The organism is Rubellimicrobium rubrum (assembly GCF_006152115.1).
GTDB lineage: Bacteria > Pseudomonadota > Alphaproteobacteria > Rhodobacterales > Rhodobacteraceae > Rubellimicrobium > Rubellimicrobium rubrum.
In genome coordinates, this window is record NZ_VDFU01000013.1 from 40,333 (window position 1) to 52,455 (window position 12,123).

A 12,123-nucleotide genomic window follows, 5' to 3' on the forward strand; every position below is an offset into this window, starting at 1 on the left:
GCGCAAGGGCATGCCTGACTGCAGACGCTCACTGGGCCGGCACGGGCTGCGGCGTTCCGGCAGGCCTGCTCTCGGCCGTCTCGACAGCCTGCAGGTCCTCGTGCCCCAAGTTCGTGCCAAGGGTGAAGTTGACGAGGTCAGACACCGTGAACCGGCCCTCGACCGGTCCCAGGTGCGGCTGCCAGTCGGGCTCCTGAACCACGTAGGACGCCTTGTCGGCCTCGAGGATCGCGGCAAAGGTGCGGGCGACGATCTGCGCTCCGACCCCCGCCAGGCGCTGGCCGCCTGTCAGCACTTCGGCTTCCCGCAAGATGTAGAACCAGAGTGGCGCCGGACCTTCTCCGCCCGGCACAGCGTTCCAGATCTGGGCGTCGGTCAGCTTGCGTACGCCCCTAAAGTGCCGCGCCACATCCTGACCGCTAGGCAGCCGCGCATCCAAGCCGCGCTGGAGGTTGCGAGCCGCCAGGGACCGGGTCGTCGCATCCGCGGAACCGACTTCGGCTGTGCTGGGATCGAGCACCGTGTTCGGCAGCCGCAGCAACGCCGTCGAGATACGGATATCGATGAGCTTGCCCGGCTGGGCGGTCGGACCGAAGAACGCCTCCCAGTCGATCCGGAGTTCGGGCGGAACCGCGCGGCGCCCTCGCAGGTCGCCCACGCTTTCGGGCGCGTCGGCGACATCCGGAAAGATCCCCGCGGCCCGAACCGGCTCGGCGCCCGGCGCGCTCAGCAGATAGCCCGGCCTTACCTGGCTGTGCCCGAATCGATAAGCGGCCACGCTGAACTCGACCGGCATGAAGGCGCCGCGCTCGTCCGTGAAGCGGAACGGCATATGCTCCAGCGCCCGCCCGATCGCGCGCCGGCCGACCGTTCGAGGCAGGAACTCGTTCACGACGATCCATTGATAATGCCAGCGCACGAGGTGCTGGGCCTCCTCGAAGCGCTCCTGAATGCCCATGGATGGGTCGGTGTGGTCGTCGAAGACCTTGTTGTGGAACATGAGCATCAGACGGTGGAACTGGGACACGACGATGTTCTCGTCGTTCCGTGGGTCACCGATCAGCGCGATGCCCTCGCTGTTACGGGGGACGTCGGCGCCGTCGGGACCAAGCAGCAGCCGCCCCGGGTTGTTCTTCTCGTACAGATAGGGCTGCACCTTGGGGCCGAGGCCATAGACGCTGTCGAGTTCCAGCGCCGGTGTGCGGAAGTTGCGGGTCGCGTGCGGGTCGATCTGCTGCTCTAGCGTCGAGGTGGCATCGAGCGTCAGGTCGTGGTCGATGAACTGACCCAGAAAGGTATACCCGGCCTTGATCCGGGGATTGTTCTGCGTCGTATCTCGGGGGCCGGGTGAGTCGCCGTCCATGGGCCCCCCGACTTTTCCAAGCTCGGCAGGACCGGGCTTGAAGCTCTTGAGGGAGCGGAGATAGGGCAGCATGCGCCCGAAACGGCCGGTCTCGGCGAAACGGCCCCGCGGCACGTCGCCGCCACGATCAAACCTGGACGGGCCATAGCCGCCGCCATGAGCGGGATTGTACTTATAATCCATTATCGTAACCCTCACTTTGAAATCAACTGATCGAACCAAAAAAAGCCGAATAACCAAAAGGCTTGGGCCAGCTTCTCAGGCGGCCTTTAACTCCATACTGAATTGGATCCCCTGAGCAGGGATCAGACGCTGTCATCCCGCATTTCGCAGGCTTTCGAGCGCGGTCGGCAAAATTCCGATCTGTCCCGATCATTACCACAAAATTCGCAACGTGAAAAACTGTTTCTGGCCCTTATTGTCGGCTTCGGCCGACCCGCGCTAAAGCTGAAGGCGAAACTGCCGTCGCCGGGAGTTGGCTCATTCCCCCCTTGCGGGATCCGGACCCCCGCCCGGTTCTGAAGGACCGACCTGCGCCCGACAGTGCGGACCGGCTTGCCCAGGTGATCGCCGATCCAGCGGGTCCTCGCCCGCCCCCCTCTGGCATCGCCGCCATTCAGGGCGCATCTTGGTCCTTCGACTAGCGTGTCGGAAATCGGGGCATGCCGGCGTCGGGTCCCCCGCATGCGACGTCGCACTGCTGCGAAGCCCTGGAACAGACTGGTACGATTCCGATGGGGGATGATGTTGACGACCCCTGATACCCACTCCTATGTGCCAAGTTGATGAGACTGATATGGGCCTGAGCCTCCTGCAGAGGATCGAGTACCGTGCAGGGACCGTGCTGCCACTCAGCGCGCGAACGGCACGGTCGAGGCGTGGCATTCTTAGTGTCACCTTCGACGATTTTCCTCGCAGCGCGTGGCAGGTCGGCGGCGAGCTCTTGGGTGCCGTCGACGGCCGGGCCACCTACTATGTCGCTGGTCGGTTCCATGACACGGCCGTTGATGGCGCGCCGTACTTCACGTCCCGGGATCTGATTGACCTCGTGGCCGCCGGACACGAGCTCGGCTGCCATAGTTTCGATCATCAGAGCGCCCTGAAAGTACGGCTGTCCAGCTATATGGCCTCTGTGCGTCGGAATGCGGACTTCGTGTCGTCCATTCTGCCGGGCTATCACCTTCGCTCCCACGCGTTTCCATACGGGCAGGTCAGGGTGGCAAACCGTCTGGCGCTGCGAGGAAAGTTCGCGGCGCAGCGGGGGATCGAGACCCCTCGCAAGCTCGACCGCTTTGATCCGACCCATCTGCGCGCCGGCGCGCTCGAGGCCCGGCGTGAAGGCCAAATCGACTGGCCGCGGCTCATCGAAGAAGCGGCTCGATCCGGTGGCTGGCTCGTCCTGTTCACACATGGGCTGAGGAGCAGACCATCGCCCTACGACGCCCAACCCAAGGTGTTAGAGGGCATTCTTCGCCGCGCCCAAAATGAAGGGTTGGAAATCTTGCCGGTCGGGGAGGCCTTGGACCGGGTCCAGGCGGGCCCATAAGGTACCGCGGTCACTAGCCCACGTTCCGGATACCTCCAACCGGTCGTTGCGCCATGATTACGCAAGGACCAAGTCCAACACGGACCGTTTGCCAAGTTGATGGCGTGCGTGCTCCACGGTTGATCGACCTCCTGAGATTGTGCCGGATTTCCCACATGACAGCTCACGTCCGGAAGGATGCGCCGGTTGAGAGCGTCTGGGTCGCAGCAAGCGATCTTGGCTAGATCGTCGGCGAGGTTCCCTGAACCCGTCGCGCTGTCTCCCCCTTGAGGGCCGCTATCGCGGTCCGACGTTGCGGTGATGCGGCCCGCGCCTCGCTTCGGAAGCGAAGGCCAAAAATCAGGGCCGTGACGGACAGCACCGTATCAGGCTGAAATTGTTGATACGCCACCACCTCGACGGAGCTCATGGTCGCCTGCTTGACCATGAACATGGCGAAGAACAAGGCAGTGGCGCTGGAGGCAGCGAGGGTCCATCGCCCAATGAGGACCAGAGTGGCCAAGAAGGCCGCAAGTTGAATGAGGATGCCGGCAATACCGATCTCCACGGCGTTCGAGATCCAGGTGTTGTGGAAATGGAAGCCCGATTTGGTTGCAATGCCGAACTTCGCCCAAAGGGCTTCGGCCAAGGGGTGACCGGGAACCCAGAAGGCGCGGAACCCTTGCCCAAGAACCGGCTGCCGGGCGATCTCGCCGAAGGCCACGGACCAAAGGTCGGTCCGGCCGGTCAGGGTCACGTCCTTACCAGTGGTTTCGAGGAAAAGAGCCGCAAGCTCGGTTCGGAATTCCCAGGCCACAAGACCACTGGCGGAGGCCCCGAGCAGGATCAGGAGCACCAAGAGGACTCGGAGGCCCGAGGTGAGGTAACGGGAGATAGCCAGCATCACCCCCAGTCCGGCGACAAGCATCGTGCTCACCAGCGCCCCCGTCGATTGCCCCATCACGATCAGGAACAAGCCAACCAGCAGACCTGCGAGGCCGAACAGGCGGTCTTTTTGACTGCTCTGACGGCTCAGGACAAAGGCAAGGCCCATGAGGGTGAGCGTGGACATGGTATACGAAAGCTCGTTCTTGCTCCCAAAGATGCCGAGCCATCCCAAGCCGTCCGACCTAACCCGTCCGAACGCCAGGCTGCAAACCGCCGTGACGGCGTAGGCGCCAAAGGCTGCGCGAAGAAAGGTCCGGGGCGACAGCCGCGAGGCCATGACGATCGCGACGACAAAGGTCATGGCGAGCTGGATCCCGTATCTCAGCGTCACCGATGGGTAATTCGACCAGAACCAGCTCAGAAGGCACCAGCCCGGCACAAGGAGGACGGGCCAGAACCTGATGAGGTCCGTCGCGCTCTCGCGGGGCGAGCGGAGGATCAACAGCATCAACGTCGCCAAGAAGGCCAGGGCAGCCAGGGTCCCGAACCAGGCTGTGAACAGCAGAGACAGGAAGACGAAGGCCGAGAGGATTGCGTTCGGACAGATTTGGATCTCTCGGGCGCGCTCGGCTGACCGGAATGATGGCGACGGAATTGGCCTGGCTGTCATTCGATGGTGTCCCGGGTGCAGAGGGCCGGCTCCGGCAGTTGCCCCTCGGCTCGGGGTGGGGCGCAGGCGACCCGGCCTATAGCAAGGGCCAGGGGCCGCCCCGAATCGGCGGACTTGCTTAGGCGGTTCCTAGTCTTCGTCGTGTTCCGGTGACCCAAGTTGATCGCCCGCGCCAGCTCAGGCACCTCCCCTTCGGCCAGCTCGTCCGCACGCGCTCTGTCGGTATATGAACGCGCGCGGTCAGGGTTCCCGGTGGAGGTGCAAGCCTGGCCCTCAATGCCCGGCTCTCCCCCATCCCGCAGACACATAACGCGGGAGCAGGTCGGCCAGTCCGGACTATCGAGGGCCGGCTGGACCTGTCGGGTGTCACGGGCGAGGTTCTCGACATCGACATCGCCGTGGGATGCGCCTCGGGCCGGACCGAAATAGGTGCCGAGGTTGGCATTGACGCCGCTGGCGAATTCGGTGCGCATACGGGCCTTGAACGAGCCTTGAAGGGAAGCTGCATGAGTCTGGGTTTCGGTGGACAGCCGGTCGTTCCCCTCCGGGTAAGCAGTCGAAAGCGTCAGACCCGACAGGTTGTCCCACATAGCGACCTTGCCGCGAAACCAGGCGCAGGCCTGCCTGTCGCCGTTCGACCCGCCGTCCAAGATGCACCGGGAATCATTGTCCAGACTGGTGGAACCCTTGCGGAATGCGACGCCCGGCTGGGCGGCCGGGCACGGCGTGCCAAACGTCAGTCCGTTCCCACGGACCTGACCAAAAGCACCCGCCATCTGATGTCTCATAACCACGTCACCGTTCTCCGACCTGTCCGGCATCATAACCGCTATAATCCAGGATGCGAGGCAGAGCGTTCGGTCCCCCTAGCCGTTCAGTGGTTTACTGCCCGCCCGTGTCCCGGCTTCGCAGCAGCAGCCCCGACCCACGAACGATGCTCTACGAGGACCGCGGCCACCATAGGCGGCTATGGTGACGCCAATGTCTGATACCATGCAAACCTTTCGAAATCCCTCTGATCGCCCGCGCGTTTCCGTGATCATGGCGAACTGGCAGGGCGAACGGTTCATTTCGGACGCCATCGCCTCGGTGCTTGCGCAAAGCATGGGCGACCTCGAGGTTCTGGTCGCCGACGATGCATCCACCGACCGGAGCACGGCTCTTGTGCAGGAGATGGCAGATCGCGACTCCAGGGTCCACCTCCTCGCGACAGAGGTGAACGGGGGCCCTTCGGCGGCCCGCAACCGCGCCCTGGCCGCCGCGCGGGGAGAGTGGATCGCCGTCATGGACAGCGACGACGTCCTGCATCCCAGGCGTCTCGAACTGCTGCTGGAGGCAGCGACGCGGCACGAAGCCGACCTTGTGGCCGACGACATGGCCGCTTTCGGCGATGGACCGGGCCTAGGGGGCTGGACCTTGCTGGGTGTCCTGGGGCTCAGGGACGTCCTGACCGTTTCTCCTGCTTACTTCGTGGACTGCAACGGGACGGATAGAACGCTGCCGCAACTCGGCTACCTGAAGCCGCTCATCCGGCGATCGGCCCTCGGCGGTATTCGCTACGATCCCCGCATCCGCGTCGGAGAGGACTACGACCTCTACCTGCGCCTGCTTCTGCAAGGAGCGCGCTTCTGTATCCTGCCGCTGCCGCTGTACCTTTATCGCCGGCATGCCACGTCCCTGTCCCACCGCCTTTCCGTGAAGGTGCTGGAACCGCTCTTGGACGCTCACAACGAACTTGTCCGGTCGCAGCCGACGGACTCCGAACTCGGTCGGGCGCTGGCCCAGCGGAGTCGTATGCTGGAACGAAGCCTTCGGTATGAACGGCTGGTCGCTGCCATCAAGGCGAGGGCCGTCGGTCCGAGTGCGGGGTTGGTCCTGCGCGATCCGTTCCTGCTCCGCCTTCTTGCCCGAAGCCTGACCGAGCGCTGGACTCGGCCTACTAACCCGGGCGAACGCTCCGCCTCTGCAAGCCTCCGGGTTGCCTTGGTCCCCGAAGGTCGCGACGTCGGGACTGAAGGAACATACGATGAGGTCCTGACCGTCTGGCCACTCGGGCCCGACCGGCTGGACGATGCCCCGCGAATTCAGGCCTTGGTCTGCCGCCTGACCGAACTGGCCTCCAACAGCCCGATCGATGTCACTGCGGTCGGGCTGGCTGGCTTGGACTGCGTTGGTCTTGTACCGAACCCGGACCTCAGCCAAGTCATTCTGACTGAAGCGGAAGCGGAACGTCTCCCGACCCTGCTGCCGGCCCGAACAAGGCTGACTGTGGTCCGCAGCTAGGTAGGAGTCATAGCCTCGACGCCGAGAAGAAGCCTGTAACCTTCTTGGACCGGTTCGACATGGCGTGGCCGGAGCTTATCACGCAACACGCCGGAGAGGACCGGGGCTATCCACCCTGGGCGAGATAGCAGCGTGCGTGCCACTCCGGGCAGCCCCCGATGACCCTTGATGTCCAGAACAGCGCGGTGGGCATGGCGGCCAGCCATCTGGGCGAGGCCCTGTCGCAGGGCCGAGCGTTCCTCGTACGTCAAACCTGGCGCTTTGAGGTGAATTCGCATGGCCCGGATCAGGGCCTCGAGATCCTCGGTACGGTGATGCGAGCTCAACGAATCCGACCTCACCTGCGCGAGGTATCCAGGGCGAGAGGTGAGCAGAAAGCGTGCGCCCGCCATCAAGGCACGGACGTAAAGATCGTAATCTTCTCCGAGCCTTAAGCCCGGATCGTATCGCAGGTCGTTTCGCAGCAGGAACTCGCGCGAGATCAGAGGCTTCAGGAACCCGAGTTCCCCTCGCGCCACACCGGAACGCCGAAGGTTGCCTTGGACGAATTCGGCCAGGGATAGGGTCTGGAAGGCAGCGGTGCGGCTCGGATCGACGAGCGAGTCGGGAAGAGCATAGTCCGGGTCGTTGACGAACACGACGTTGTCCGCCACCAGATCCCAATCATTGCGCTGGATCAATGGCTCGAGCCGCCCTGGCAGGAACCGATCGTCGGCATCGAGGACCGCCAGGACGTCGGCTTGGGCCATGGCGATGGCCCGGTTCCGGGCCTCTGCGGGTCCGACATTCCGGGCCAGCGACAGAACGTGCAATCTGGCATCGCCAGCCGCCGCCCTGCGGGCCATCTCGGCGGTGCCGTCGGTTGATCCGTCGCTGACCACGATGACCTCGGTCACATGGTCACTCGCTAGGGCGGACCTCACGGCCGGGCCGATCGTGGCTTCAGCGTTACGGGCAGCTACAACGACTCCGACAGTGCGCATGGCTTTTGTCCTCGGTCCATTTCAGCACCACTCCCCGGTTCTCCAGGGAGCGACGAGCGTGCGTTCTCAGCCTCGTGTACCCGCCGCTTCCTGATAGTAGGCCGAATAGGCGGGCTGCATGTCCGTCGCAGAGTAGCGCGGCAGTGCCTTGAGATCGACAAGGTTCAGGACGATGCCGAGCAACCGGCTGCGGACCAGCGGGTCATGGGCCAGATTGTACGAGATCGCCTTGCGGGGTGTCTGCCCCCATGCTGCCACCATGACGACCTGATCGACGAAGTTCAGGCAAAGACGGGCGTCGATCACGGGGCCGAGTGGGGCCAAATCCAGGACGATGAAGCGGAAGGTGTTCCGTGCCTCGGCCAGCATCCGTTCCAGGCTCGGAGAGCTCAGGACGTCGTAGGCCAGCGACCCGAGATTCGGTCCCTCGGACCCAATCACGTCGACCCCGGTACTGCCCATTTCGGTCATGGCATGTTCGACGGGAACTTGGTTCGTCGCAATCGAGGTCAGCCCGCTCCGCCCGGTGAGCCCCAGGCGAAGGCTCAGATCCGCCTTCCGCAGGTCGGCATCGATAAGGAGCGTCCTTTGCCCACCGGCCGCAAGAACGGCCGCCAAGTTCATGGCAACAGTGGTCTTTCCCTCACCAGGGTTCAGCGACGTCACGCCGATGATGCGGGCACCCTCGCCGGGCAGTGCCAGGTCGGACGCCAGGCGGATGCTGCGGAGGGTCTCCGTGAACTGGGACTGTGGCCATCGCAGCACCGGGAGGTCCACGTCGGGAAGTCGGACAGGTTGGGGGGGCAGGGCCTCCGACTCAAGGAGGATGGTTTCCGGGCCGACCACCCTTCTGCGGCGCGGCCCCGGCAGGCCGCCGACAGCCGGCAGATACCCTAGGAAACGCTGGCCAAGCCGTTCCGTCACATCAGAGCCGGTCCGGACGAACCGCTCGCGCTGTTCCCGTAGGCCTGTATGGAGCGCCGCAGCCATAAGACCGAGGATCATTCCCAGACCCAGAGTTCTGACCGTGCTCGGCGAGCTGGGGTCCAGCGGCACCGTCGCCAGCGACAGGACCCGCACGTTGGAGACCGGAAGCGTCCGCTGCTGGTTCGCGCGCTCGGCTTGGATGAGGAGCGCTTCGTAAAGGTTTGACACCGCTTCGGCCCGCTGCTCCAAGGCACGTAGTTCGATGAGGGCCTGACCTGCAACGGCGTTGGCCTCGACCAGCTTCGCCAAGGTCTCGCGCAGCGCCGTGACCCGTTCGGAGGCCACGTCGAGGCTGCCCCGCGCCCGCGCCGCCGCCTGCTGCGTCTCGTTGTAAAGGCGGCTGGCGAGGTCATCGATCTGCGCCTCGAGCCTTACCAGTTCCGGGTTCTCCGCGCCGAAGTTCTCGAGCACCTCGTCGCGGCGGGCGAGGAACTGGTCGAACTCCTGCTGGAGGATGGAGACCGGCTCGTCATTGTTCGGAATCAGCACACGCGTGCCCCGATCCTTCAGGGCCTCGGGGCCCATGGCTAGGACGGATTCATAGGCGGCCACCAGAGCCCTGCCCCTCGCCTCATCGGCAAGCGCCACGGCGTATTCGTCATTGACGCGCCGGACGCTGTCGCTGCTGATCAGGCCTTCGGCCGACTCCACGAGGCCGTTCTGGACGCGGAACCGTTCGACGGCGGTGAGAGCCTCCCGCGCTTCGTCGCCCAACTCCGCGATCCGCAGGCTCAGCCATGTGGCGGTCTGCTCGTTGACGGCTTGGTTGGCTTCGACGATGTCCTCCGTGTAGCCTTGGACATAGGCGTTGGCGAGATCGGCCGACAGTTCCGGGGATTGGGTCTCGAAGATGATGGTCAGGGCGCTGCTTTGGCCGATCCGGTAGATGCGGACCCGCTGCTGCAATCGATCGGCGACGCCCTCGCGCAGACGTTCCTGCTCCATCTCGGGGGTCACGACGACCTCCGGCGTAGCTGCGGGCGCTTCGCCGCCCGTCAGGGGGCTCAGCAGGCTGCGGATCACGTTCTTGATTTGGCCGGTCATGAGGGCCAGTTGCGACTGTCGTTCGGAGAGATAGCGTTCGTCCTGGGTCAGGTCGAGTTGATCGACCACCCGGAGGGCCAGCCTCTGCGACTGCAGGACCTGCAGAGCGTTCTCGATGGTGATCTCCGACACGCTTTCGCCATCGACGAGTGTCACCTCGTCGATGTTCGTATTGGTCTGCCCGGTGAGGAGGAGCACGGCGCTTGCCTGGTAGCTCTTGGGCGTCGTGGCCAGATGTGCGATCCCGGCGACAAGGCCGAGCAGCACCCAGGCCACGAAGATCCATCTCTGCCGGCGGACGGCTGCGGCAATCTGGCCGAGGTCCAAGGTCGCCTCGCGGGTGTTATGGTCCGGAGCTTCGGAGTCCATGCGCCTGCTGCTGTCGGCGATGTTGAGAGCCATGCGCGTCAAGAAGAACTCCTATCGGGAGGGGTCGCCGGGACGTCTGCCCCGGTGGCACCGCTCTCGTATCCGTAAAGCGTCAGTGAGCGAAGGCCGAGTAGGCTCGACGCGGCACCCACATGAAGGCAGCCCCGCAGCAGAGCGCGGTTCCGTCGTTCCCTGGAGTATGCGATTGGCACCGCCATGGCCAGACAGGCGCTGGCCTTGGCCGCCGCGACCGCCGCCAAGCCTGCGCGCCGGACCGGAGAGGCGTCGCGACCGATCAGCAGTCCATGTGTCTGTCCCATACGAAACCGGCGACGAAAGAGCCATCCTGCGTTCGCGCGGTCTGCGGGAACATGCTCCCAGGCGAGCGCCAAAGGCGCAGCCAGCAACACCGCCCCGGCGGCCTTGGCCGCGGCGAAGAACTCGGTGTCCTCGCCTCCCGATTGGCCGAACCGGAGGTCGAAGCGCCGCCCCGTGAAGGCGGGAGTCTTCAGTGCCACCATGGCGTTGCCAGTATGGCCCGTTCGGACCCGGCCGGCCAGGTCGATCTCGGGCTGCATGTCATGGAACCGTCCGGCCCGAATCCAACCCGGAGCCTCGTCCGAGTGGATGCCCGAAATGGGACCGAAGACGGCATCGGCTCCGGTGTGCTCCAGCGTCGCCAACAGGGTCGAGAACCAGTCCGGACCGACCCATTCGTCGTCGTCAAGAAACGCCAGGGCATCCGCGCCCAAAGCTTCGGCCTCGGCCAGAACTCCATTCCGGGCAATCGAGATGTTGCGAGCCGGACAGTGGAGATAGGTGATCGGCACCCCCGTCTGTTGTGCGACCCGTTCGACCAAGGGCCTTGCACTGGGGGTGCCGTCGTTGTCCGCCACGACGATCGTGGTCTCGACCCCGACGGGCGTGACCTGCGCTATCAGCGAGACCAGCGTCCGTTCCAAACTCGCACGCCGGAAGGTGCACACCCCAAGGACCGCGCGCCGGACCTTCATCGGGGGCTCCTTGCGGCAGTCCCGGCCAAGAGCCCACGCCAGAATCCGAACGACCAGCTTGCCTGCATCAGACCGGCCATGACGCCCGCCGCAAGGCCACGCCAGTCACCCACGGCCATGGTGATGAGGAGGCCGGCCCCAAGGCACGCAAGCAGCCAAAGGCCGACCGGAACCAGAAAGACCGGACTGAGCGGCCAAAGGATGCCAAGCGCCAGGAGAGGGCCGAGGGCCAGCAGTACGGCTTGCCTCGCCCTGAGCCGCTGCCGGTGCTTGCGGAAGGTCCGCGCCCGGCCCTTGCCGAAGCGGAAGTATTGCACGGCGAGACGCTCAGGCGTCGCGCGCGGGACGTAGAGCACGCGTGTCAGACCGGTCAGCCAGATCCGCCGCCCGGCTTCGGCAAGTCGGAGGTCGAGTTCAGCATCCTCGTTGTGGCTGAACTCCGCATCGTAGCCACCGACTGCATTAAAGGCCTGAAGGTCGAAAAGAGCATGGTGGCCATGCTCCACCCAGCGCCCGCCGCCGATCACCCGGTGCGCGGCTCCTCCGTTCCCGAAACGGGAGTTCTGGGCCAGCGCGATGGCACGCTGCCAGAAGCCTGTTCCGACGGCGGTCATGCCGACCACCACGCTGTCCGCGCCGTGGCGCTGCGCCTCCGCCAGGAGCACATCGCAGAAATCGGGTGGATAGGACGCATGGGCGTCGATCCGTATGAGCCAGCGCGTGCCCGCGCCGGCAAAACGCTCGACCGCCAGATTGACGCCGGCACCCTGCAACCGCCCGGGATTTGGCAACAGGACGACTCGGTCGCTTTGGCGCGCAAGGTCGGTGACGATCTCTCGGGTCCCGTCGGTTGAGCCGCCGTCCGCCACGACCAGACACGCCTCGAGCCGCTCCAGCATCGGCAGAAGCCACGAGATGAGCCCCCCAATATGGGCCGCCTCGTTGAGCGTCGGGATCACGATCAACACACTGGTCTGGGTGTCCTGCACGGGATGCGG

9 protein-coding genes are annotated in these 12,123 nt (G+C 64.9%); 2 read left to right on the forward strand and 7 right to left on the reverse strand.

What is annotated here, in order from left to right:
- Positions 1-28: 28 nt before the first annotated feature.
- Positions 29-1,546 (reverse strand): peroxidase family protein, encoded by a 1,518-nt coding sequence (locus FHG66_RS11870; RefSeq protein WP_139077014.1) that lies wholly within the window; start codon positions 1,544-1,546, stop codon positions 29-31.
- 613 nt (positions 1,547-2,159) lie between these two features.
- Between FHG66_RS11870 and FHG66_RS11875 the strand changes: the two genes are divergently transcribed.
- Positions 2,160-2,909 (forward strand): polysaccharide deacetylase family protein, encoded by a 750-nt coding sequence (locus FHG66_RS11875; protein ID WP_176556226.1) that lies wholly within the window; start codon positions 2,160-2,162, stop codon positions 2,907-2,909.
- Between the two features lie 220 nt (positions 2,910-3,129).
- Here FHG66_RS11875 and FHG66_RS11880 read toward each other — a convergent pair whose 3' ends face one another.
- On the reverse strand, positions 3,130-4,446 hold the full coding sequence (locus FHG66_RS11880; protein ID WP_139077019.1) for an O-antigen ligase family protein: 1,317 nt from the start codon (positions 4,444-4,446) through the stop codon (positions 3,130-3,132).
- Positions 4,443-5,222 (reverse strand): LamG domain-containing protein, encoded by a 780-nt coding sequence (locus tag FHG66_RS11885; RefSeq protein WP_176556227.1) that lies wholly within the window; start codon positions 5,220-5,222, stop codon positions 4,443-4,445. Before FHG66_RS11885 ends, FHG66_RS11880 begins: the two co-directional genes overlap by 4 nt.
- A gap of 205 nt (positions 5,223-5,427) precedes the next feature.
- On the opposite strand from FHG66_RS11885, the gene FHG66_RS11890 reads away from it, so the two are divergent.
- The gene (locus tag FHG66_RS11890) at positions 5,428-6,729 is read left to right on the forward strand and encodes a glycosyltransferase family 2 protein (RefSeq protein WP_176556228.1); all 1,302 of its coding nucleotides are present in this window, start codon (positions 5,428-5,430) and stop codon (positions 6,727-6,729) included.
- Here the strand turns inward: FHG66_RS11890 and FHG66_RS11895 are convergent.
- The 4 genes from FHG66_RS11895 to FHG66_RS11910 all read right to left on the reverse strand — a co-directional run bounded on the left by FHG66_RS11895 (position 6,726) and on the right by FHG66_RS11910 (position 12,114).
- Complete coding sequence (locus tag FHG66_RS11895) at positions 6,726-7,712, reverse strand: glycosyltransferase family 2 protein (protein WP_139077024.1); 987 nt, start codon at positions 7,710-7,712, stop codon at positions 6,726-6,728. The two genes, FHG66_RS11890 and FHG66_RS11895, sit on opposite strands and share 4 nt — an antisense overlap.
- Positions 7,713-7,778: 66 nt before the next feature.
- Entirely contained in the window at positions 7,779-10,145 is a 2,367-nt protein-coding gene (locus FHG66_RS11900; RefSeq protein WP_246082576.1) for an AAA family ATPase, read from the reverse strand.
- Positions 10,146-10,150: 5 nt separating this feature from the next.
- Positions 10,151-11,125, reverse strand: a complete 975-nt coding sequence (locus FHG66_RS11905; RefSeq protein ID WP_139077028.1) for a glycosyltransferase family 2 protein — start codon at positions 11,123-11,125, stop codon at positions 10,151-10,153.
- The gene (locus FHG66_RS11910; RefSeq protein ID WP_139077030.1) at positions 11,122-12,114 is read right to left on the reverse strand and encodes a glycosyltransferase family 2 protein; all 993 of its coding nucleotides are present in this window, start codon (positions 12,112-12,114) and stop codon (positions 11,122-11,124) included. The genes FHG66_RS11905 and FHG66_RS11910 overlap by 4 nt, the downstream gene beginning before the upstream one ends.
- Positions 12,115-12,123: the final 9 nt, after the last annotated feature.

Coding starts and splice junctions, on each gene's coding strand:
- FHG66_RS11895 (WP_139077024.1), bottom strand. CDS start 7,712: ATGCGCACTGTCGGAGTCGTTGTAGCTGCCCGTAACGCTGAAGCCACG.
- FHG66_RS11870 (WP_139077014.1), bottom strand. CDS start 1,546: ATGGATTATAAGTACAATCCCGCTCATGGCGGCGGCTATGGCCCGTCC.
- FHG66_RS11905 (WP_139077028.1), bottom strand. CDS start 11,125: ATGAAGGTCCGGCGCGCGGTCCTTGGGGTGTGCACCTTCCGGCGTGCG.
- FHG66_RS11890 (WP_176556228.1), top strand. CDS start 5,428: ATGTCTGATACCATGCAAACCTTTCGAAATCCCTCTGATCGCCCGCGC.
- FHG66_RS11880 (WP_139077019.1), bottom strand. CDS start 4,446: ATGACAGCCAGGCCAATTCCGTCGCCATCATTCCGGTCAGCCGAGCGC.
- FHG66_RS11885 (WP_176556227.1), bottom strand. CDS start 5,222: ATGGCGGGTGCTTTTGGTCAGGTCCGTGGGAACGGACTGACGTTTGGC.
- FHG66_RS11900 (WP_246082576.1), bottom strand. CDS start 10,145: ATGGCTCTCAACATCGCCGACAGCAGCAGGCGCATGGACTCCGAAGCT.
- FHG66_RS11875 (WP_176556226.1), top strand. CDS start 2,160: ATGGGCCTGAGCCTCCTGCAGAGGATCGAGTACCGTGCAGGGACCGTG.